Consider the following 22,568-nt stretch of genomic DNA (forward strand, 5'->3'; position numbering starts at 1 on the left):
CTCCTGGGACCTGGCCTCGATTTCCAGGGACCAGTTCGGTCGCCACCTCAACACCCTGGTCGCGATGGTCACCGCCGGCACGGTCCCCACGCCCCCGCGCATGCAGCGCCGGATCGACCTCGATGTCCACGGTCCCGCCGCGGGACTGGCCACCTTGTCGGTGACCGGACCGATCCTGGAGATCAAGGACCTCGCCCACCGCCTGGACACCTGCGCCCACACCCTCCAAGCAGCCCAGCGCCACGCCCTCGACCACGGTGACGAGGAGATCCCGTTCGACCTCGACGGGACCCTGCACACCCTGGGCAGGCCCCTGTCACTGGCCGCTCTGCGCTACGCGGTCCTCACCCACTCGCTGCTGGACATGGACCCGGTGCCCGCCCCGAAAACGTCCTACACCCTCCTGGTCACCGTCCCCGCACTGACCCTGCTGGGAGTGTCCAATGCTCCCGGGATGCTCGAAGGCGCGATCCCGGTCCCCGCCGACCAGGCGCGAGCCCTCGCCGCGGGACAGGCGGTATGGCAGCGGATCCTCACCGACCCCACCACCGGTGCCTACCTCCCGGTAGCTGCAGAGACATATACGCCGACCAAGCAGATGCGGCTCCAACTGCGTCTGCGCCACCCGGTCTGCGCCGCGCCCGGCTGCACCCGCCCCACCGTGCTCGCCGCGGAAGACGACCACATCGAGGAATACCACCACGCTCAACCCGCGCTCGGCGGCCCCACCACGCTGGACAACCTCCACCGCCTGTGCTGGCTGCACCACCAGATCAAAACCGACGGCCACATCGACCCCGAACGCCCCACGACCAGCGATGACCCGGAGATCACTCCCCCGCCACTCGGCCTGATCCCCGAACACCACCCCACCGTGTTCCCACCACTGGAGACCCAATGGGTGATCGACGCGGAGATCCGTGCCCGCACCCGCGAGGACACCGACCTGCTCACCCCCTTCCTCGCCCGCGCACTGGACCACGCCTGGACCACCCACCTCCGCGCCCACGACGACGCCCTCCGCACCGCCACCACCGAAGCCGCACGTCCCCGCCACGACCGGATCATCGAACAACGCCAACAGATCCACACCCGCCGACCCCTCACCCGCCGACACCCGAAATACCCCGACCCCACCCCCGACCACTACAACAACCCACCCCCATTCTGAGCACAGCTCTGCGTGCCGTGCCTGGGCCGTGCCGTCGTGCCGCGCCGTCGTGCCGCGCCGTGCCGCGCACTGTGCTGCGCGTCGCCGTGCCGCACTCCACATCGAGAATCGATCTAGGCACTGGCCTCGAGTGCCGCACGGGAGCACGAACTACCGCCTGGCCTCCGGCTTCACCGCACAGTTGATTACTACTCGGGAACTTCCGTCGGCACCACGCCATGCCGGAATCGGTGCGGAGGGGCCGAACCCGTCCGTACCCTGGCAGAATCGCCACATGTCGACGCCGCTTCCTCACCCCACCGGGCCTCGTTCGTTCCCGACGCTCCTCTCCCCGTTGGACCTGGGCCGCTTCGAGGTGCGAAACCGGATCGTCATGGGCTCGATGCACGTGGGGCTCGAGGACAAAGCGTCGGACGCGACGAAGCTCGCCGCCTACCTCGGCGAGCGCGCACGCGGCGGCGTCGGCCTGATCGTCACCGGTGGCTTCTCCCCCGATCGCACCGGACGCCTCACCCCGCGCGGCGCACAGGCCGACGAACACACCCTGCGGGGGCACGAGGTCATCACCCGCGAGGTCCACGAGGCCGACGGGCGGATCCTGCTCCAGCTGCTCCACGCCGGCCGCTATGCCTTCCACCCGCTGGCTGCCTCGTCCCGCCGCGGGAAGTCACCGCTGTCCCCCTTCCGTTCCCGCCGGCTCACCCGCCGGGGAGTCACCCGCACCATCGAGCACTTCGCCGAGGCCTCCCGTCTCGCGATCGAGGCGGGCTACGACGGCGTCGAGATCATGGGCTCCGAGGGCTACCTCCTGAACCAGTTCCTCGCCCCGGCCACCAACCGTCGCCGGGATCGCTGGGGCCGCGGCGCCGAGGGCCGTCGGGCGCTGCCGCTCGCGATCGCCGGTGCCGTACGCGAAGCGATCGGCGAGGATGCCCTGCTCAGCTACCGGATCTCGCTGTTGGACCTCGTGCCTGACGGACAGACCTGGGCGGAAACCGCTACGCTCGCTCGCGGCCTCACCGAGAAGGGCGTGGACGTGCTGTCCACCGGGATCGGCTGGCACGAGTCCCGAGTGCCCACGATCGTCACCTCCGTGCCTCGCGCGGCCTGGACCGAGCAGACCTCCCGCCTGCGCGAACTCGTCGACGTTCCCGTCGTCGCCTCGAACCGCATCCATGACCCGTCCGTCGCGGAGCAGATCCTCGCGGACGGGCAGGCCGACCTGATCTCCATGGCACGTCCCCTGCTGGCCGACCCGCACCTGCCCGCGAAGCTCGCCGACGGCCGCGCTGCGCAGGTCGTCGCGTGCATCTCCTGCAACCAGGCCTGCCTGGACAAGGTGTTCGACGGCAAGCGGGCCAGCTGCCTGGTCAACCCCCGCGCCGGGCACGAGACCGAACTGGTGCTGACCCCGGTGACGCAGCGCCGTGCCCGGAAGGTCGCCGTCGTCGGTGCCGGGCCCGCCGGGCTCGAGGCCGCCCTGGCCTCCGCCGAGCGCGGGCACGTCGTCACCCTCTACGAGGCCACCGGTGAGATCGGCGGGCAGCTGCGCCTGGCCGCCCGCATCCCCGGCAAGGAGGACTACGCCCAGGCCCTGCAGTCCTGGCGGATGCGACTGGCCGCGGCCGGCGTGGGCATCCGGTTGAACACTCGCCCCGAGGCGAGGGACCTGCTCGGATTCCACGACGTCATCCTCGCCACCGGCGTCACGCCGCGGGTCATCGAGCTCCCGGCCGACGGCGGACCCGAGGTCATCAGCTACGCGGACCTGCTCGAGGGGCGCGCCGAGGCCGGCGAGCGGGTCGCGATCATCGGGGCCGGCGGCATCGGCGTCGACGTCGCCGAGTACCTGACCGCTCCCCGTCCCTCCCCGACCCTCGACACCGCTGCCTGGAAGACCCACTGGGGCGTGGTCGATGCTGATCAGCAGCGCGGTGGCGTCGCCACGCGTCCCGCGCAGGTGGCCGACGACGGCCGTCTCGCCCGCGAGGTCCACCTGCTGCAGCGCAAGGAGACCCGGATCGGCGCCGGGCTGGGCCGTACCACCGGCTGGGTGCATCGTGCCGAGCTGCGCCACGCCGGAGTCCAGCAGCATCGCGGCGTCACCTATCACCACGTCGACGCCGATGGCCTGCACCTCACGGAGGACGAGCAGGAGACGGTGCTCGACGTGGACACGATCGTGGTCTGTGCCGGGCAGGTCAGCGTGCGGGACCTGGCCGACGAGATCCAGGAGGTGCGTCGCGGGCGGCTCCCCCGCGTGCACGTGATCGGTGGGGCCGACGTCGCCGCGGAACTGGATGCCGAGCGAGCCATCCGTCAGGCCGTGGAGGTCGCCGCAGGGCTGTGAGCCCGCAGAGCTCGAGCCCGCAACCGCAACCGCGACCGCACAGCCCGCAACCGCACCCGCATCCATGACCAGCGCCGTCGATTCGGCGGACCCCTGGACACGATGCCTGCGGTCCGGGAGGATCCTTCGGCATGAGCTCACCAGCAGAGTCCGACCTGCTCGCCCGCACTGTCGATCTGGCCACGGCGAACGTTGCCGCCGGGGGCGGACCGTTCGGCGCGATCGTGGCCACGGCCGACGGGCGTCTCGTCGAAGGGGTCAACCTGGTCAGCGCGATGCACGATCCCACCGCGCATGCCGAGGTGCAGGCGATCCGTGCCGCGTGCGCGGAGTTGGAGGCCGTCGAACTGCCTGGCGCGGTGCTCTTCGCGAGCTGCGAGCCGTGCCCGATGTGCCTGGCCACGGCGCTGTGGGCGCGCATCGACCGGGTGGTGTTCGCCGCCGGGCGGGGTTCGACGACGCCGCGTTCTACGAATACTTCGAGCGTCCCGGCCGCCACGCGCTGCTCCCCACGGAGCAGTTCCGCCATGCCGAGGCCGTCGCCCCCTTCGAGGCCTGGCGCGCCCACGAGGGGCGCACCGCATACTGAGCACGAGCACTGACCCGAACGCTGGTCAGCACCGCGGCTCACGCCCCCTCGAGCACCTCGCGAGCGATGGGTCCGGCGGTCGTGGAGCCGTAGCTGCCGTCCTCCACGAAGGCGGCGATCACGAGGTCCCCCTGAGCGACGATCACCCACGAATGGAGCTTCAGCTCGCCGTCCTCGTTCGTCCATTCGGCCGTACCGGTCTTGCCGATCACCGGGTCCCCGGGCAGGTCGGCGAAGTCACGGAGGCTGCCGTCGGTCACCACGCCTCGCAGCAGCTCCTGCATCTGGGCGGTCTCGTCCTCGGTGAGCGGGGAGTCGACCTCGGGCGCGGCTGACTCCGTGCCCGAGTCCGAATCTGAGTCCGAATCTGAGTCCGAATCTGAGTCCGCCAGGATCTTCGGCTGCACGGTCGCACCGTTCTGCACACTCGCCAGCACCACCGCCATGGCGAGCGGGGAGGCGAGCACGCGCCCCTGCCCCATCATCGCTGCGGCATGCTCGACGCCCTCATCCTCCGGGTCCACGGAGCCCATGAACGCCTCGAGGCCGGTGGGCGCGTCCTGACCGATCCCCAGAGTGGTCGCGGCATCGGCGAGCTGCTGCTGGTCGACGGTGTCGTACTCCAGCAGCATCGCGGTGTTGCAGGAGTGCGCGATCGCGTCGCGCAACGGCATCGACCCGAACAGATCCGGGGACATCGAATCAGCGTTCTTGAAGCTGCGGCCCTCGACGGTCGCCGTCTCCGGGCACTGGAGAGTGGTGTCCGGGGTGACCCCCGCGCGCAGCAGGGCCAGTGCGGTGACGGCCTTGAAGGTCGAGCCCGGGGCGTACTGGCCGACCAGGCCCACCGGATAGGACTGGCCCGTCGGCCCGAGGGCGGAGGCGAGCACCTCTCCGGTCGAGGGTCGCAGGGCGACCACCGCGGACGCCGAGTCCTCGTCGGCGATCGCCGACGTGGCCAGACGCTGCAGGTGATCGTCCAGGGTGGTGCGCACCTCGGTGCCGTCGACCGCGGCGACCTCGTGCAGCGAGCGCTCGGTGCCGGCGTCGGGGTCCACGGCGATCACCTTCGCACCGGCGGTGCCGACGAGGGCTTCGCGCTCGGCGGCGACGATCCCGCCGCTGGCCACGAGGTCCCCGGACTCGATCTCCCCGTCGGACTCCTCGACATCCTCGGCGCTGGCCTCCCGCAGGGCGCCGAGCACGCCGGGGGCGTAGTCGCGCTCGGTCGCGAGCGGCTGAGTCTTCTCCACCGCCCGGAAGCCGGCGACGTCCGCGGCATCATCGAGCGGGTAGTCGCCCTCGTCGGAGACCCGGATGGTGAGCGCGGGGACGAAGGCGTCGGGCCCGTAGTCGGCGACGGACTGCGCGAAGCGGTCCTCGTCGATGTCGAGCAGTCCGGCGAGCTCACGGGCGGAGGCCTCCGGGTCCGCGTCCTCGAGCTGGGTCTTGTCCAGGCCCAGCACCTTCACCTCGCCGGGCCCGTAGAGCTCCTTGCCGTCGCGATCGGTGACGGTGCCGAGCGTCGGGTCGACGGTCTTCAGATCGAGGTTCTCGCGGTCGCCGAGATCCGGCGCGAACACCTCGGGAGTGAGGTCCGCGGACCAGCCGTCCTCGCCTCGATGCAGGGTGGCCTCGGTGGTGTATTCCCAGGTACCGGCGTCATCGGGAAGGGTCCAGGTCCAGTCCAGGGTCGCAGTGCGCAGGCCGTCGTCGGCCGTGCCGGCATCGGCGAGCTCGACCTCGGGCGCGGCGCCGGTCGCCTCGATCAGCGGGCCCAGGATCCGGTCGTGCTCGGCGGTGTCGGTCTCAGAGGAGAAGTCGCCCTCGGGCAGCGCGTCGGCGAGCGCCTGCGCCTCCTCCTCGCCGTTGTCGGCGCGCTGTCGCCAGAGCAGACCGCCCACCACCAGGGCGGCGATCACCACCAGTGCGACGACGAGGATCACGGGGCCGCGGCGACGCGACCGGGATGCGGAGGAGTCCATGCGCACATGATCCCACCCCGATGCTCCCGACCCTAGACTCGGTCCATGCCCCGCGTGCTGCACACTGCCCAGGCTCTCGTCGACATCGTCCTCGAGATCGACGAGCTGCCCCCGCGCGGCGGCAATGCGAATGCGCAGAGCGAGCAGTGGTACGCCGGCGGCGCCGTGACCACGCTGGTCGCGGCCGCGCGCACGGGTGCCGAGTCCGTGCACGGCGGAGCGCACGGGACGGGCATCCATGGCGATCGGATCCGTGAGGCGCTCGCGGCCGACGGGGTGCGGCTGTCGGACCGGCCCCGCCAGGAGGCCGACACCGGCTACTGCACGGTCCTGCTCGAGCCGTCGGCTGAACGCACCTTCCTCACCGTCTACGGGGCCGAGCGCGATGTCACCGCCGCCTCCTTCGCCACGCTCGCTCCGCAGCCCGGTGATCTGCTGTGCCTCTCGGGCTACAGCCTGTTCGAGCCGACGCGCGAGCCGTTGCTGGAGTTCCTGGAGAGCGTGCCCGAGGGAGTCGAGGTGGTGCTCGATCCGGGCGCCCCGTTCGCGACCTTCCCGCGCGAGGTGCAGGAACGGGTGCTCGCTCGCACCACGGTGTGGACCTCCAACGCCGACGAGGCCCGCGCTCTGACCGGGCTCGAGGCCCTGGAGGACACGCCCGAGGCGCTGCGCCGACGGATCGGGGCCCATGCCGTCGTCATCGTGCGCGACGGGGAGCGCGGCTGCACCGTCTTCCACCACGGTCGCGGCACCGAGATCCCCGCCTTCCCCGTCACCGCGGTGGACACCAACGGGGCCGGGGACACCCACACCGGCGTGCTGCTGGCGGAGCGGGCCCTCGGTGCGGACTGGGAATCCGCCGCGACCCGGGCGAACGCCGCCGCCTCGATCGCCGTGACCCGCAAGGGCCCGCAGAGCAGCCCGACCCGCGCCGAGGTCGACGCGTTCCTGGCCTGACCGGCCCTCGCCCTTGCTCCCTCGCCCTGCTTCCTCGTCGCCGTGGAGGACGAGGTGAGGAGATGACCATGGAGTCCTCAGGACGCGGCCCTACGATAGACGCGAGCGACGAGAGGACTGGGCGCTATGGAGCAGGCAGCCGGGACGAGCGGACCCACCACCTTCCACGACTTCTGGGCCACGACCATCGACGGCGAGCGCCGCGAGATGAGCGAGTACCGGGGCCGACTGGTGCTCGTCGTCAACACCGCCACCCAGTGCGCCTTCACCCCGCAGCTCAAAGGGCTGCAGTCGCTCCAGGACGAGTTCTCCGAGCACGGCTTCACGGTGCTCGGCTTCCCTTCGGACCAGTTCCATCAGGATCCCGGAAGCGATGAGGACACGAAGGACGCGTGCACCTCGACCTACGACGTCACCTTCCCGCTGTTCTCCAAGATCGATGTGAACGGCCCCGGGGCGCATCCGCTGTGGCGGTGGATGCGCGAGCAGAAGGCCGGGGTGATGGGCGGGCGCATCGCCTGGAACTTCACGAAATTCCTCGTGGACGGCGACGGCAACGTGCAGCGTCGCTACGCACCTCCGGTGCCGCCCGTGCGGATCGCCTCGAGGATCCGGACCGAGCTGGGCCTGCGCGACGCGCACTGAGAGGGCCCCCGACCCTGTAGCGTGGGACACAACTTCTGCCCACTCGAAAGGGGTACCCCATGGAAGGCGTCGTCATCTTCCTGGTCGTCGCGGTCGTCGTGATCGTCGTCCTGATCATCCTGGCAGCACTGCTGTTCGGCGGTCTGCGCACGTCCATCATGTTCACCGTCCACTCCCGCGAAGCGGTGATCGTCGAACGCTTCGGCAAGTTCAAGCGCGTCGCGCACGCCGGCCTGAACTTCAAGGCACCGTTCGTCGACAACACGACCCGCCCGATCTCGTTGCGCGTGCAGCAGCTCGAGGTGAACATCGAGTCCAAGACCAAGGACAACGTGTTCGTCAACGTGCCGGTCGCGGTGCAGTACGTGATCAAGGAGGAGCAGGTCGTCGACGCGTACTACAAGCTCTCCAACGCCGAGGCGCAGATCCGCTCCTACGTGTTCGACACCGTGCGCTCGGCCCTGTCGAGCCTCGAGCTGGACGCGGCCTTCGAGTCGAAGGACGACATCGCCCACAGCGTCGAGCAGACCCTGTCGGCCCGCATGCACGAGTTCGGCTTCAACATCATCAACACCCTGGTCCAGGACATCTCCCCGGACCAGCGCGTGCGCGATTCGATGAACTCCATCAACGCCGCCCAGCGCGACCGCGTCGCCGCGCAGTCCCTCGCCGAGGCGGACAAGATCAAGCGCGTCACCCAGGCCGAGGCGGAAGCCGAGTCCAAGCGTCTGCAGGGTGAGGGCGTCGCCGCTCAGCGCAAGGCGATCGCCCTGGGCATCGCCGAGCAGTACGAGATGCTCCGCAAGGTCGGCATCGAGAACTCCGCCGAGCAGCTGCTGCTGATGACGCAGTACTTCGACACCATGCAGGACGTGGCCCGCAACGGCCGCTCCAACGTGCTCTACCTGCCCTCGAACCCCGGCGCCGTGGGCGGCATGGGCGACGAGATCCGCACCGCCATGCTGCAGTCGCAGGCCGCGGCCGAGGCGAGCCAGAACGCGGACGTCGCCGACGCCGACCAGCGCCAGCGGATCTCCGCCCAGCAGCTGCGCGATCAGGAGAAGGAGCGCGCCGATCGCGCGCGCTCCGACGCCGAGCAGCGGGCGCGCACGGCGCAGCACAAGGCGGGCGAGCAGGCTTCCGGCCAGACTCCGCCGTGGGCGCATCCCGGCTCCGCGAACCAGGGCTGATCCTCGCGGGATGAGTCGGCCGAACATCATCCTGGCGTGCGTCGACGAGATGCGGGCCGATGCGATGGGCGCCGCCGGCAACGAGCACATCGACACCCAGAACCTCGATGATCTCGCCGGCGGCGGCTACCGCTTCACACGCGCCTACTCGGCGACGCCCACCTGTGTCCCGGCACGGGTCGCGATGTTCACCGGGCAGTCGCCCGATCGTCACGGGCGCTACGGGTACCGGGAGGGCATCTCCTTCCCGGACGCGCACCCGGTGACCTTGCAGTCCACTCTGCGGGGCGCCGGGTACCAGGCGTTCGGGATCGGCAAGATGCACGTGTTCCCCGACCGTGCGCGCTGCGGCTTCGACGAGGTGCTGCTGCACGACGGGTTCCTGCACATCTCCCGGCGACTGACGCAGGGGCCGTCGGCCCAGATCGACGACTACGTCGACTTCCTGCGCCGCGAGACCGGGGACCCCCGGGCCGACTACCAGGAGACCGGGATCGGCTGCAATGCGATGACCGCCCGGCCATGGGAGCGCGAGGAACGCCTGCATCCCACCCGCTGGGTGGCCGACGAGTCGTTCCGCTTCCTCGAGCGGCGCGACCCCACCCGCCCCTTCTTCCTGTACATGTCCTTCCACCGGCCCCATGCACCCTTCGATCCGCCGGCCTGGCTGTGGGACAAGTACCGCGGCCGGGAGTTCCCGCCACGGCCGATGGGCGACTGGGTGGAGAGGTTCGACGAGCACCGCCGCGACTTCTCCTCCGAGGCGGAGTTCGGGGCGCAGAAGGAGAGCACCCATCAGCAGGTGCGCGCCGGCTATTACGGCTCGATCGAGTTCGTCGACCTGCAGCTGAACCGTCTGCGCGAGAAGCTCTCGGATCATGGCCTGCTCGAGGACACGGTCGTCGTGTTCGTCTCGGACCACGGCGACATGATGGGCGATCACGACATGTACCGGAAGTCGGTGGGCTACGAGGGCTCAGCCCGGATCCCCCTCGTGATGCACGTGCCGCCCCGCTGGCGCGAGGGCTGGGGCGCGCCCGGCGAGGTCTCGGCGATCGCCGAGCTGCGCGATCTCATGCCCACCCTGCTCGGCCTCGCCGGGGTCGAGGTGCCCGGCAGCGTGGACGGCCTGGATCTGCGGCCGACGACGGCGGGCGGCACCGGGCGGGAGCACCTGCACGGGGAGCATCTGATCGGCTCGTTGGGGCGGCACTCGATGCAGTGGATCCGCTCCCAGCGGTTCAAATACCTCTGGTTCTCCGGGGACGGGCACGAGCAGCTCTTCGACCTCGAGACGGATCCGCACGAGCTGCACGACCTCGCCGACGACCCCGGAGCTGCCGACGAGCTGGCCCGGCATCGGGAGATCCTGGTCCAGGAGCTGGAAGGACGCGAGGAGGGGTTCGTGCACGACGGACACCTCGTCGCGGGACGGACGCCGCAGTCCGAGGCCTCCTGGGTGCGGGAGCACGCGCGGCTCTGACCTCCTGAACCCGCCGGAGCCCGCCGGAGCCCGTCGAAGGTCGAGGGTCCCGTGGCGGAAAGATCGACTGCAGGCGGAGCGCGTGAGTGCCGTAGAGCGATGTGTCCTGCCTGCGCAGCTGGTGGAGTAGGGACATGAACGACTCCGCGCCGACAACGCCGTCCGACCCTGTGCCGCCCACTGCCGCTGCAGCTGCCGATGCCGATGCCGATGCCGCCCATGCTGCGGGTCCCGCCGATCCTTATGCTGCCGAGAAGAAGCTCGGACGCCTCGTCGCGGTCACCCTGGGATGGTGGGCCCACGGCGGGGTGCGCCTGCTGCTCGCCGTCGTGCTGCTCTACTACGGGGTCGCGAAGCTCGTGTTCGGCCAGTTCGGCCTCGCGGACACGGGCGACGCCCTCATCGCGCACGGCGAGATGAGCCCGATGGGGCTGCTGTGGCGGATGGCCGCGTTCTCCCCGCTGTTCCAGTTCCTCTCCGGCCTCGCGGAGTTCGGCGCCGGCCTGGCTCTGCTGTGGCGGCGCACGGTCCCCCTCGGGGCGGTGATCGGTGCCGCGTCCATGTCGCTCGTGCTGGTGCTGAACCTGGGCTACGACGTGATGGTCAAGACCCCTTCGCTCGTGTACCTGATCATGTCGCTGATCGTGCTGATCCCCTGGATTCCGCGGCTGGCCAGGGCGTTCCTGGGCCACGGCGCGATCGGTCGTGGGCCCGTGCCCAGGTTGGTGCCGTGGCGTCCGCTGGAGCGGGTCACGAACATCCTCGGACCGATCGCGGCGCTGGCGCTGGTCGCGCTCGTGAGCTGGGGCGTCAGCTCGATGTACCCCGAGCGCAGCACCGACGAGTCCGTGCCTGCCGGGGTCTGGGCCGTGCAGGAGGACTCTGCGGAGCCGGCCGGCCAGCTCGCCGAGGACACCCGCTGGAGCGCGATCGCCTTCGGCTCGACGATCGAAGGCGAGACCTCCCAGGTGCAGCTGCGCCGAGCGGACGGCGAGCTGCTGGCCGGCACCTACCAGCGCACCGACGAGAGCACCGTCCAGCTCGAGCTGGGGCCGCTGCGCGAGGAGGGCCAGCCCGTCACCGACTATCTCGAGCAGGCGACGACGTCGCTGACGCTGAGCATCGACGAGCGGAGCGACGGGACGCTGCACGTGACCGGTGAGGGCCAGGACCTGGTGCTGACCCCGGACGACTCGGGCACGACGCTCTACGACCGTGGATTCAGCTGGGGTGTGCGCCCGGATGATCCCTTCAACCGCTGACGTGCCTCTATGATCCGAGGATGACCGCTCCGGGCCCACGACCTCGTCGGATCTACGGAGTCCTGTGCCTGGTCGGCGCCCTGACCTGGGGCCTGGCGCTGATCCTGCTCGTGGTCGCCGGCATCAGCGGCCTCTACGCTGTCCTGCTGGGCGCCTCCGAGGCTCTCACCCCCTCCCCGGACGGACCCCAGGACGGCCGGGTCGTGACGGGCGTGATGATCGGGTCGATGGTGGGCGCGGTCGCGCTCGCCCTGATCACCCTGGTGCTGGATGCGGTGGTGGCGGTGTGCTCGGTGGGCCGGTTGCGCGCCGGGCGGGGCCGGGCGCCGGTGTCGATCCTCGCGCTCGTGGGCGTCGGAGCGGGCACCGTGCTGCCGCTGGCCCTGGGGGCGCTCGCGGTCGGCGCCCACGGCGCCGAGCTGTCACGGGTCGCCGGGACGCTGGGATGGCTGCTCGCCGCGGAACTGCTCGTGCTCGCACCGTGCGCGCGTCTGGGCCAGATGATCGGCGGGATCGTCGACGCGGCCGACCCGCGCTGATCAGGGCCTCGTGCGTCGGCCCTCTCCCCTACTGTGGTCCCGTGCGGCGGAACGTGCCGCTGTCATCTCGTGAAGGAGCCCGGACGATGCAGATCGAGTTCGGCTGGTCGCTGGACGGCACCTCCTGGGCGGATGCCGGCTCCGGCGGGGCCAGCGGCCAGGTGCGCATGGGCCCGCGAGGGCTGGTCGCGCTGCTGCAGACCCGCCTGGCGCTGACCCGTCCGTCGGTCGACCCCGCGGTGCGGATCGCGCAGTACGCGAGCGCGATCTCCGCGGCCCGGCACGAGTGGGTGCACGACTCCTTCGACGTCGATCCCTGGGCGACCGCCGCGACGATGCTGCACTGGCGCGATGCCGCCGTCGCAGCCGGGGCCCGCCTGCGCCCAGCGCCCGGTCTGCCCGCGCGGATCGACGCGCTGTGCGCGATCGAGGAGGTCGCCGAGCTCTCCCCCGGCGCGGCCGACGACCTCCGTGAACTGGTCGAACTGCTCGAGAGCCTCTCCGCGGACCCGTGGCCGCTGGGGATCGACGAGATCCGCTGCCAGGAGAGCCCGGAGACCCTCCCGGGAATGTGGCCGCGGCTGCTCAGGCTGCTCGCCGGGGCGGGCGTCGACGTGGTGACCGCGCACGACGCGCAATCCGGCAGGCCCGAACTGGTGCTGGTCGAGGCGGACGACGAATGGGCTGCCGCCGAGACCGCCGCCCGGTTCCTCGCCGGGCGCGACGGCGAGCCCGTCCACGTCCTCGCCACCGAGGACACCGTGCTGCTGGATCAGGAGCTGCGCCGCCGAGGGCAGGCCGCGATCGGGGTGGCGGGCGCCTCCGCGAACCGCACCAGCCTGCAGATCCTGCCGCTGTACCTCTCGATCGCGATCGCTCCGGTGGACGTGCAGCAGCTCGGCGCCTTCCTGGACCTGCGGGTGCTCGACGCCCCGGAGACGGATCGCGAGCCCATCGGCCTGGTGCCCTCACGGGTGCGCCGACGGTTCCTGGATGCGCTGGCCGCTGAGCCGGGCACCGGCGGTCCGGCCTGGGAGGCGGTGCTCACCGAGCTCGCCGCCGATCCCGAGGAGGCGGCGGCTCTCGAGATCGCCCGGGAGATCTCTGCCCTGGTCACCGACCCGATCAGTCCCGATCAGCTCACTCCCGCACGGCTGCGCGCGGCGACCTCCTGGCTCGGGACGCGGCTGCGCGCCCTCGGCCAGGGCGACCCCGGGCTGGTCCGGGCCGGGGCCCACCTGCAGACCTTCCTCGAGGTGCTCGACACCCTCGGCGAGGACCATGTGCTCCGTCCCCGCGAACTCTCCCAGATCGTGGAGTCCGCCGGAGGCCGCGCCGGTTCGCCGTTCGCCCGCCCCGAGGCGACGTCGGCCTGGACCGCGTGCACGCGCCCCGCCCAGCTGCGCGCGGACGGCGGGGACGTGCTGTGGTGGGGAGCGGATCGACAGGACGCGCAGACCGGGGTGACCTGGGATCCGCTCGAGATCACTGCGCTCGAGGGGCTCGGTGCGGTGCTGCTGGACCCCGCCGCTCTCGCCGCACTGGAGACCGACGCCGGGCTGAGAGCGCTGCTCGGCGCCGGGCGGTTGATCGTGGTCCGCACGCGCACGCGCACCGAGCAGGCCACGGCCCCGCATTCCCTGCTCGCCCACCTCGCCGCCGACCGGGCCGAGGCCGGGGAGGACGTCGCGAAGGTGCTCGCGCGGCATCTCGTGGACCCGCGCGAGGCGCTGGGCCCGGAGGGATGGTCGCTCGCCGGGTCGCGCCGGGAGGTGCGGGTTCCTCCGCCCGCGCCGCCGGTGGCGCGTCCGGACGACCTCACCAAGCAGGTCGATCCTGCACCCCACCTGGTGCCGCAGGCGCTGAGCTACTCCCAGGCGGAGAACCTGCTGGGCTGCCGGCAGAAGTGGACCTATCGCACCGGGCTCGGGATCCGGCCCGCGTCGGTCGCGAGCGTGCCCAGCGGCAACCAGATGATCGGCACCCTCGTGCACGCCGTCGTCGAGGAGCTGGTGAACGAGGGGACTGAGCGGGGCCGGACGGGTCCCCCGTCGGCCGCAGACATCGAGCGGACGCTCGACGCGCTGCTCCCCCAGCTCGCCTCGGAGCTGCTGCTGCCCGGCCGCGAGGTCGAGCTGACCACGATGCGCGAGACCTCCGTGCGCTCGCTCGAGGAGTTCTTCACCCGCCTGGCCGACGCGGGCCTGGTGATCACCTCGGTCGAGTCCCGCTTCGAGGAGCCGCTCACCCTGCACCTGCGCCGCGGCGACCTGGAGGTGCCGTTCCTGGGATTCCGCGACGTGCTCGCCGAGGATGCCTCCGGCCGCCCCACCGTCATCGACCTGAAGTGGACCGCCGCGGCGAAGAAATACCCCGAGCTGTTCGATGCCGGCGAGGCCCTGCAGCTGGCCTCCTACGCCTGGTCGCTGCACGACGACAGCGCCGACGTCGGCTACTTCCTGCTCAAGCAGGGCGAGTTCGTCTCCGCGAACCCGGCGCTGGATCCCCACGGCCGGCCCACGCTCGACATCGCGAAGGCCTGGTCGATGACCACCGAGGGCATCACCGAGGCGCTCGACGCGATCGGCGAGGGCACCGTCTCCGCGCAGTCCGGGCAGATCCTGCGGGATGCCGGGCAGGACCCGGGCACCCCGCGCCAGACCGCGAAGAAGACCTACGCCGCCGCCCAGGAGTCGGCGCGGGCCGAGGGCGGGATCGTGGTCGACGCCCGCTGCGACTTCTGCGACTTCTCCCTGCTGTGCGGCCTGAGAGGCGATGCATCATGAGCTTCACCCTGATCAACGCCTCTGCCGGCTCCGGCAAGACGTACACGCTGACGCGGCTGCTGGCCGAGCGCCTCGAGGAGGGACTGGACCCCTCGCAGGTCATCGCCACCACCTTCACCGTCAAAGCGGCCGACGAGCTCTCCCAGCGGGTGCGCTCCACGCTGCTGGACCGTCAGCAGGTCGAGGCCGCCCGCGGCATCGACAGCGCGCTGATCAGCACCGTGAACTCGGTCGCCGGGCGCCTGGTCACGGAATACGCACTGGATGCCGGGATCTCGCCCGACGTCCAGGTGCTCGACGACACCACGCAGAAGGCGACCTTCGCCGCGGCGATCGACCGCACCACCGCCGCCGCCGGAGTGCGCTGGGCGGCGATGCTGGCCCGCACCGAGCACGACGGCGACGAGAAGGACACCGGCTTCGCGTTCGCGCACCGGAAGCAGGCCTGGCGCGGTCGGGTCAAGGACGTCGCGGACACCGCTCGCACCAACCTGCTCAGCGCCGAGGACCTGCGCGCGGCGGCCCCCGCCTCCTGGGAGGAGTTCCGCGCCGCAGCGCACCTCCCCGAGCCCGGAGAGGACCTGCGCGGGCGCTGGCTGCACGAGCTGGGACAGCGGATCGGTGACTTCGCGCAGGACATCCAGGCCTCGGTCGATGAGTCCGGCGACCCCGTGAAGGGCGGGCCGATCGCTCCGCGGAGCGTGAACAAGGCGCGCACGGACCTCGAGGCGCTGCGTCGGACGGAGCGGACCCTGCGCGATCGCGACCGGGCGCCGTGGTCCAGCTGGCTGCGGCTGGCCGGCGGGACGTTCGGCGCCCCGGCCAAGAAGGCCCTGGAGCCGCTGGCCGCGGAGATCGAGGAGGGCTTCGCGCAGAACCCCGCCTGGCAGCAGGACCTGCAGGACCTCATCGCGCTCGTGCTCGACGTCGCCGCGGAGTCCCTCGAGGCGTACGAGACCTACAAGCGCGAGCTGGGACTGATCGACTTCATCGACCAGGAGGTGCGGGCCCTGCGTCTGCTCCAGGAGTCCCCTCGCGTGCGCGCATCGATCGCCTCGCGCTTCCGCCTGCTCGCCGTCGACGAGTTCCAGGACACCTCCCCCATCCAGCTCGCCCTGTTCCTCGAACTCTCCCAGCTCATCGAGGACAAGATCTGGGTGGGCGACCCCAAACAGGCGATCTACGGCTTCCGCGACGCCGATCCGCGCCTGATGCGGGACATCATCGACGCGCTCGAGGGCGGCGGCACCGTGTTCGGCACCGGCGAGGTGCAGAACCTCTCCCACTCGTGGCGCTCGCAGAAGCTGCTGGTGGACTTCTCCAACGCCGTGTTCGCCCCGGTGTTCGCACCCGACGGGGAGGGCCTGGAGAGGATCACCCTCTCGATCCCCGCCCCGCGGGAGTCGGCGGCGGGCAGCGGCATGCTCGAGGTCTGGGAGGCGACGAAGAACGACCGACGCGCGGTCTCCGCGCAGAAGCATGCGGCGATGATCGCCGAGCAGATCCGGCAGCGGATCGACCAGGGCGCCTTCACCCCCGGATCCACCGCGGTGCTGGTGCGCAGCAACGCCCAGCGGGCCTCCGTCGTCGCCGCCCTGCAGGAGCGCGGCGTGCCGACCGCCGGTGCCGCGCATCCGCTGCTCGCCACCCGGGAGGCGCAGATGGTGCGGGCGGCGCTCGCGGTCACCCTCGACGGCTCCGACACCCTCGCGCTGACCGAGCTGGTGACGCTGCTCGATGACCACGGCGCCCACCAGGACTGGTTCGCCCAGCTCACCGCCGCGCCGGACCGCGACGCACGCCGCGCCGTCTTCGCCAGCTGGTGGGACGACGACGTGCTCAGCGGGCTGCGGGAGGTGCGTCGCGCCTGCATCGGCTTCACCCCGGTCGAGATGATCAGCGCCCTGATCGACGCCCTGGACCTGCCGCAGCGGATCAAGCGCTGGAGCGGCCAGGGAGCACGCCGCCGCACCCTCGACGCACTGCGGGCGCTCGCGCACGAGACCACCGAGAGGCGCCGCGCGGAGGGATCCCCCATCACCCTCACCGGGCTGCGGTCCGAGCTCGATGCCTGGGAGGAGGGGCCCGACCTCTCCGCCCTGCCCGATGCGGTCTGGGTGGGCACCGTCCACGGCGCCAAGGGCCTGGAATGGGACCACGTCATCACCTATCTCGGGGGCCCGCCGAAGGAGCGCGATCACTCCAGCGGGGTGCTCGTCGCCTCCCCCGGCGCACTCGACGTCACCGCTCCGCTGTCCGGCCGCAGCCTGCGCTTCTGGCCGAAGGTCGCAGCTCCGGGCGAGGTGGTCGCGGATCTCGCGACCTCGGCGTTCGCGACCCGTCGGCGCGATGCGGAGGCCGAGGAGTCCGGGCGCGTGCACTACGTGGCGCTCACGCGCGCGGCCCGCACCTCCGTGCTCGCCGTGCCGGGTGCGGCGACGGTGCTGGACAGCCTGATCCAGGACGTCGATGGAACGGGCGACGGGATGCAGGACGGAGTCCACCTGGTGAGCTGGTCCGACGACGAGATCGCGGTGCACGGCACGGCGGCTCCCCTGCCGGCGACGGTGACCGCGGTGAACGTCGACGAGCTGCTCGAGGAGGAGCCGCAGCGCCTGCCGCCGAGCGGCGACCCCCTCGCGGCGAGCGATGTGCCGCTGCGCCCGAGCGGGGAGACGTCCGCGCGGGTCACGGGCCGCTTCCAGGCCTCCGCCGTCGGCTCCGACGATGCGCTCGGCGAAGTGCTCGAGCCGCAGAGCATCGGTCCGGTGCTCGTCCATGGCGGCGGGCAGCGCTGGGAGCGGGTCGGCGAAGCCGTGCACGCCTATCTCGCCCTGCCGCTGGAGCATCTCTCGGCGCAGCAGCGCACGGCCGCCGCCGAGCGCCTCCTGCAGCGCTGGGTGGTGACCCGCACGGTCGGCGCCCAGGTGCTGCTGGACGCCGGTGAGGCGTGGGCGCGCTTCCTCGCCGCGGAGTTCCCCGGCGCCGAGCAGCTCACCGAGCAGCCGATCACCTGGTGGAACGAGGACTCCCAGGTCATGGAGGGGTGGATCGACACCCTGCTGCGCCTGCCCGACGGCTCGATCGTGCTGGTGGACCACAAGACCTATCCCGGGGACGATCCCGTGGGGCATGTGCGCCGGGAATACCTGGGGCAGATGGCCACCTATGCGCGGGCGCTGGCCGCCTCCGGCACGGCCCCGGACCGGATCCTGGTGCACCTGCCGCTGCGGGGCCAGGTCGTCGAGGTGAGGCTGCATGACGTCGTGCGCTGAGGTGATCGCTGCGCAGGAGGCCATCCAGCGCGCACTGGTCCTGGTCGATGAGGCACGACGTTCGGGCACGCGGCGGCTGCTCGGGATCGCCGGGGCCCCGGGGGCCGGGAAGTCGACCCTCACGGAGCAGCTCGCCGCGCAGCTGCCGGAGGGGTCGTGCGTCGTGGTGCCGATGGACGGCTTCCACCTGGCCGACGTCGCGCTCGCTCGGCTGGGCCGGGCGCAGCGCAAGGGCGCCCCGGACACCTTCGACGCCGCGGGCTATGCGGCGCTGCTGCAGCGGATCCGCACCGCGATGCCGCAGGATCCATCGGTGTGGGCGCCGATGTTCGAGCGCGAGCTCGAGCAGCCGCTGGCCGGCGCGATCGAGGTGCCCGCCCAGGTGCCGCTCGTGATCACCGAGGGCAACTACCTCCTCGCCGAGGACGGCGCCTTCGCGCAGGTCCCCGCTCTGCTCGATGCCCGTTGGTTCGTCGAGACACCCGATCCGCTGCGCCACGAGCGGCTGATCGCCCGCCACGAGCGCTTCGGGAAGACCCCGCAGCAGGCGCGGGACTGGGCGCTGGGACCCGACGAGGCCAATGCCCGCCTGGTCGCCGCGACCCGCTCCCGCGCCGATGCCGTGGTGGAGCTGGGCTGACCCGTCGAGCCGGGCGCAGCTCATCGAGCCGGGCTGAGCTCATCGAGCCGGCACGGTCCATGTCACACCAGCGGCGGCGCGATCCCGATCGACCCGGTGCGGGCGAAGACCGGGACCAGCTCGATGGTCTCGGGGCCGGCGCCGGCCTCCTTCGCCGCCACCCAGACGGCGAGGGTGTTCATGCCCTGGTGCTCGAGCAGACCGGAGGGGATCGTGAACTCGGACTGCGGGCCGATGTCCCCGATGTAGAGGCCGACGTTCCAGCCGTTGACGTAGAGCACCGCCTGGCAGGCATCGCTGCGGCCGTCCTCGAAACGGGGTGAGCGCACCGCGAGGCGCCAGCCGGTGTCGACGCCGTCCGCCACGTCGAGCGTGAAGGAGGCGCGGTACCAGCGGATGCCGGCGGACTCCGCGGTCAGGGTGTCGGTCGGCTCCCACGCGGAGTCGTCGTGAGCGGGCAGATGCCAGCCGTGGCGCTCCCCGTGCAGCCCGCCCACGTTGTACAGCGTGCGCAGACCGTCCTCGCCCTCGGCACCCTGGATCCTCCAGGTGATCTCGCCGTCTGCCGGCAGGACGGCGTCGAACAGGCCGCGGTTCTGCTTGGAGAGACCGTCGTCGCTCCAGTCGAGGTTCTGCCCGAGGTTGTGGACGAGCACGCTGAGCACCGCGTCCTCACCCGGAACGGCGACGCCGTCAGGCAGGGCGAGGTTCTGGTCGGTGCCGTCGGCCGGGGCGGCGCCGACATAGGTGCCGTCGGCCCAGACCTGCAGGAAGGCGGGGGCCTTCCCCTGAGCGGGCTGGCCCGTGCCGCCGTTCCCGCGCAGCGTGATCTCCCGACCCGCGGCGGCGGTGAAGCGCGCCCGGTACCAGATGCTGCCCTCGTAGAAGCCGTAGTGGTTCGAGTCCAGGACCACGCCGCCGCGGCCCGGGCCCTGGTATTCCGTGGATCCCTCGGTGGAATCGGCGACCCTCCAGTCGGCGTCGTCGAAGTCGTCGGCGGCCTCCGGAGCCTCGTCGGCGACCTGGAAGGCGAGGTCCGGGACGGCGGGTACCGAGGGCTCAGGGAGCGTCCACGTGACGATGCCGTCCTTCGCGGAGCGGGAGGAGCCGTTGATCCGCACCCGGCGGATGCCGTCGGGCGCATCGATGCGCACCGCGGCGGCCTCGGTCGAGCCGATCACGAGATCCGCGTCGGCGCGGGAGAAGGCGACCGTGCGGGCCAGGCCCGCGCCCTCGACCACCACGTGCGCGTCGGCCGTGCCGGGGGTCGCGGTCATCCGGTCCGCGGGTCGTCCGCCGAGGAACCAGGTGGTGGCCGCCGCGTCACGGGAGAGCAGACGCAGCGCGAGCAGGCTCGGAGCCCCGGTGCCCTCAGAAGTGACCGGGGAGCCAGTGATCTCGACCTGGATCGGCTCGGCGGCGGGCGTGAGGTTCAGCCGGAGCTGACCGGTCTCGCCGTCCCAGACGGTCTCGACGCCGTCGGGTGCATCGACCTGCGGCTCGTCGGCGTAATGCAGGACGATCTCGGCCGGGTCGCCCGCGTGACCGATGAGGTGCTGCAGGTGGCCTCCGCGCCGCGGCAGGGTCGGACCGAAGGGCGCGGCCGTCGAATACAGCAGGCCGTGCTCCCCGACCACCATGTCCGCCACGAGGGTGAGGGCGTCGCGGCCGTGCAGATGCAGGAAGGCGTCCTCCTGCTGGGGCACGCGGGGCCAGCCCACCACGCCGTCCGGGATCTCCACATCCTCGTCGCCGGAGGTGCCCGGCAGGTCCAGCGCATCGAGGGTCACCACGGTGCCCTCCCCGCCGTCGGCCGGCTCTCCGAGGGCCTCGAGCACCAGGGTGTGCTCCCCCTCGGTGAGATCCTGCACCTGGTAGCTGATCTGCTGGGCGGGCTTGTTCTGCTCGGTGTCGACGTGGCTGGTGAAGGTGCCGTGCTCGGTCCCGTCCACGAGCACCCGCGCCCTGCCATGGTCGGTGCCGGTCGCGGTGATGACGTCCACCGCGGTGCCGGTGAAGGTCCAGCTCGCCGTGGCCCCCGCGGTCTCGGTGCGCATGAGCGTGCCGCCGGAGGCCGTGCCGTCCTCGACCTCGGTCCAGTCGCCCTCGTAGGTGATCGCGGGATCGCGGTCGTCCGCCGTCGGGCCGTCCTCGCCGGCGTCATCGGGGTCCCCCAGCACGAGCGCGGTCGCGAAGCGGGTGTCGGTCTCGTCGTTCGAATCGGCCAGGCGGAAGGCGAGCAGGCGCGGAGCGCCACCCTCGGTCGCCGCGGTGAGATCGTCCGTCGACAGACGCTGGTAGGCCTGGATCGCACCGCCGTCGAGCTCGGGCACCGGCTGCGGCGCGACCGGGGTCATCGAGGCGATCTGTCCGACGGCCTGCTGGAGGTAGCCCAGCTCCTTCTGCACCGCGAGCTTCTCGGTGAGCTCCCGGTCCTCGGTGATCGCGGCGCCGTAGTCGTAGCTCGTGAAGCCCGAGGACGGCGATCCGGTGTAACCGAGGTTCGTGCCGCCGAAGGCCATGTAGTAGTTGAACGCGGTGACACCGCCCGCGAGGTTCCGCACGCCCCACTGCCGGGTGAAGGCGGGGTCGGTGAACTCGTAGGCCTGATGGGAGTCGAAGGCGGCGCCCCACGGGGTGAAGGCCCCGCCCTGGGACTCGGTGATGAACTGCGGGGTGTCCGGGCTGATCTGGCGGTACCCCTCCTCCGACTCGCCGATGCGTGCCCTGTCCCCGCCCGCGTTGAAACCCAGCGGGTAGTGATCGTAGGCGTAGAAATCGGTGCCGTGCTTCTCGGTGTCCGCGAAGCGCCCGCCCATGCCGTAGTCGTTGTGGAACAGCGGCACGGTGATCCCGGTGGAGCGCACGTGATCGGACAGCGCGCGCAGGAACGCCGAGCGTTCCGCATCCTCGCTGATCAGCTCGTTCTCCACCTGGTACATGAGCACGCTGCCGCCGCCGTCGGTCACCTGATGGGCGGTGATGATCTCGTTGATCGCGCTCAGCCAGGCGCAGGAGTCCGCGAGGTTCTGCGGATCCGTCGAGCGCAGGCCGGCCGCCCGGTTGGTCATGTAGGCGGGCAAGCCGCCCATCGAGATCTCGGCGTTCACATAGGGGCCGGGGCGGGCGATGACGTAGAGCCCCTCCTCCGCCGCCATGGTCAGCAGCAGGTCCACGTCCTTGATCCCGCTGAAGTCGAACTCCCCGTCGGGCGCGGACTGGTGCAGCCCCCAGAAGAAGTAGAAGGAGACCGCCGTGAAGCCGGCCGCCTTGAGGATCTGCAGCAGGTCACGCCACTGCGCCGGGGCCGGCACTCGCCAGGGATGGATCTCGCCGGAGTAGAGGAGCAGGCGCTCGTCGTCCACCAGGAAGGAGTGCTCGTCCCAGGTGACCGTGTGCGCCCGCCCGTCGTTGCCGGGGAAGCGCGAGGTGCCGCGCAGAAGATCGGCGGTGGAGGCCCTCGCGTCGACCGCGGAGGGCACGCTCGGGGCGGCCGGCCCGCTCGGGGTGGACGGGGCGAGGGGCGCGGGCCCGGCCGCGAGGGCCGGACCCGCTGCGGTGCCGGCCACCGCGGCACCCGAGGCGCAGGCCCCCAGTCGCAGGAACCCCTTCCGGCTCAGAGCGGGCAGGGTCGGGCGCACTGGGGACATGCGGGAACTCCTCGTCGAGCGGTCGGGACTCGGACGTTAGCAGACC

General features: G+C 71.6%; 13 protein-coding genes and 1 pseudogene. 12 read left to right on the forward strand and 2 right to left on the reverse strand.

The genetic code is table 11. The features are described 5' to 3' along the window. From CIK71_RS11425 to CIK71_RS11435, 3 genes and pseudogenes are all read left to right on the forward strand, one after another. The coding region (locus CIK71_RS11425) for an HNH endonuclease signature motif containing protein (RefSeq protein WP_141393716.1) at positions 1-1,171 on the forward strand (1,171 nt) is incomplete at its 5' end. A gap of 274 nt (positions 1,172-1,445) precedes the next feature. After that, entirely contained in the window at positions 1,446-3,521 is a 2,076-nt protein-coding gene (locus CIK71_RS11430) for an oxidoreductase (RefSeq protein ID WP_096165810.1), read from the forward strand. A 131-nt stretch (positions 3,522-3,652) separates the two neighbouring features. Next, a pseudogene (locus CIK71_RS11435) lies at positions 3,653-4,110 on the forward strand (nucleoside deaminase). 38 nt (positions 4,111-4,148) lie between these two features. Here the strand turns inward: CIK71_RS11435 and CIK71_RS11440 are convergent. After that, positions 4,149-6,095, reverse strand: coding sequence for a penicillin-binding transpeptidase domain-containing protein (locus tag CIK71_RS11440; RefSeq protein ID WP_096165811.1), 1,947 nt, complete (start codon positions 6,093-6,095; stop codon positions 4,149-4,151). 45 nt (positions 6,096-6,140) lie between these two features. Here CIK71_RS11440 and CIK71_RS11445 point away from each other — a divergent pair, with 45 nt between their 5' ends. The 9 genes from CIK71_RS11445 to CIK71_RS11485 all read left to right on the forward strand — a co-directional run bounded on the left by CIK71_RS11445 (position 6,141) and on the right by CIK71_RS11485 (position 18,872). Then, complete coding sequence (locus CIK71_RS11445; protein WP_096165812.1) at positions 6,141-7,052, forward strand: PfkB family carbohydrate kinase; 912 nt, start codon at positions 6,141-6,143, stop codon at positions 7,050-7,052. 126 nt (positions 7,053-7,178) lie between these two features. Beyond that, the gene (locus CIK71_RS11450) at positions 7,179-7,697 is read left to right on the forward strand and encodes a glutathione peroxidase (protein ID WP_096165813.1); all 519 of its coding nucleotides are present in this window, start codon (positions 7,179-7,181) and stop codon (positions 7,695-7,697) included. A gap of 59 nt (positions 7,698-7,756) precedes the next feature. Further along, complete coding sequence (locus tag CIK71_RS11455; RefSeq protein WP_096165814.1) at positions 7,757-8,887, forward strand: SPFH domain-containing protein; 1,131 nt, start codon at positions 7,757-7,759, stop codon at positions 8,885-8,887. Positions 8,888-8,897: 10 nt separating this feature from the next. Beyond that, a complete protein-coding gene (locus CIK71_RS11460) occupies positions 8,898-10,370 on the forward strand; it encodes an arylsulfatase (protein ID WP_096165815.1) in 1,473 nt (490 codons plus the stop codon). Positions 10,371-10,504: 134 nt separating this feature from the next. Next, entirely contained in the window at positions 10,505-11,632 is a 1,128-nt protein-coding gene (locus tag CIK71_RS11465; RefSeq protein ID WP_245857516.1) for a hypothetical protein, read from the forward strand. A gap of 20 nt (positions 11,633-11,652) precedes the next feature. Beyond that, positions 11,653-12,171, forward strand: a complete 519-nt coding sequence (locus tag CIK71_RS17740) for a hypothetical protein (protein ID WP_096165816.1) — start codon at positions 11,653-11,655, stop codon at positions 12,169-12,171. An 86-nt stretch (positions 12,172-12,257) separates the two neighbouring features. Further along, positions 12,258-14,957: a PD-(D/E)XK nuclease family protein gene (locus CIK71_RS11475; protein WP_096165817.1), complete on the forward strand. Its 2,700-nt coding sequence runs from the start codon at positions 12,258-12,260 to the stop codon at positions 14,955-14,957. Then, entirely contained in the window at positions 14,954-18,232 is a 3,279-nt protein-coding gene (locus tag CIK71_RS11480) for a UvrD-helicase domain-containing protein (protein ID WP_096165818.1), read from the forward strand. The genes CIK71_RS11475 and CIK71_RS11480 overlap by 4 nt, the downstream gene beginning before the upstream one ends. Next, positions 18,216-18,872 carry a nucleoside/nucleotide kinase family protein gene (locus CIK71_RS11485; RefSeq protein WP_096165819.1) on the forward strand — a complete coding sequence of 219 codons (657 nt, stop codon included), beginning with the start codon at positions 18,216-18,218 and terminating at the stop codon, positions 18,870-18,872. The genes CIK71_RS11480 and CIK71_RS11485 overlap by 17 nt, the downstream gene beginning before the upstream one ends. 62 nt (positions 18,873-18,934) lie before the next feature. On the opposite strand, the gene CIK71_RS11490 is transcribed toward CIK71_RS11485, so the two are convergent. Further along, a complete protein-coding gene (locus CIK71_RS11490; RefSeq protein ID WP_096165820.1) occupies positions 18,935-22,522 on the reverse strand; it encodes a beta-galactosidase in 3,588 nt (1,195 codons plus the stop codon). Positions 22,523-22,568: the final 46 nt, after the last annotated feature.

The sequence above is a fragment of the Brachybacterium alimentarium genome, from assembly GCF_002332425.1.
GTDB lineage: Bacteria > Actinomycetota > Actinomycetes > Actinomycetales > Dermabacteraceae > Brachybacterium > Brachybacterium alimentarium.

Excerpts from the sequence above, each read along its gene's own strand:
- CIK71_RS11430 (WP_096165810.1), top strand. The coding sequence starts at position 1,446 with ATGTCGACGCCGCTTCCTCACCCCACCGGGCCTCGTTCGTTCCCGACG.
- CIK71_RS11455 (WP_096165814.1), top strand. The coding sequence starts at position 7,757 with ATGGAAGGCGTCGTCATCTTCCTGGTCGTCGCGGTCGTCGTGATCGTC.
- CIK71_RS17740 (WP_096165816.1), top strand. The coding sequence starts at position 11,653 with ATGACCGCTCCGGGCCCACGACCTCGTCGGATCTACGGAGTCCTGTGC.
- CIK71_RS11480 (WP_096165818.1), top strand. The coding sequence starts at position 14,954 with ATGAGCTTCACCCTGATCAACGCCTCTGCCGGCTCCGGCAAGACGTAC.
- CIK71_RS11440 (WP_096165811.1), bottom strand. The coding sequence starts at position 6,095 with ATGGACTCCTCCGCATCCCGGTCGCGTCGCCGCGGCCCCGTGATCCTC.
- CIK71_RS11445 (WP_096165812.1), top strand. The coding sequence starts at position 6,141 with ATGCCCCGCGTGCTGCACACTGCCCAGGCTCTCGTCGACATCGTCCTC.
- CIK71_RS11450 (WP_096165813.1), top strand. The coding sequence starts at position 7,179 with ATGGAGCAGGCAGCCGGGACGAGCGGACCCACCACCTTCCACGACTTC.
- CIK71_RS11485 (WP_096165819.1), top strand. The coding sequence starts at position 18,216 with ATGACGTCGTGCGCTGAGGTGATCGCTGCGCAGGAGGCCATCCAGCGC.
- CIK71_RS11465 (WP_245857516.1), top strand. The coding sequence starts at position 10,505 with ATGAACGACTCCGCGCCGACAACGCCGTCCGACCCTGTGCCGCCCACT.
- CIK71_RS11460 (WP_096165815.1), top strand. The coding sequence starts at position 8,898 with ATGAGTCGGCCGAACATCATCCTGGCGTGCGTCGACGAGATGCGGGCC.
- CIK71_RS11475 (WP_096165817.1), top strand. The coding sequence starts at position 12,258 with ATGCAGATCGAGTTCGGCTGGTCGCTGGACGGCACCTCCTGGGCGGAT.
- CIK71_RS11490 (WP_096165820.1), bottom strand. The coding sequence starts at position 22,522 with ATGTCCCCAGTGCGCCCGACCCTGCCCGCTCTGAGCCGGAAGGGGTTC.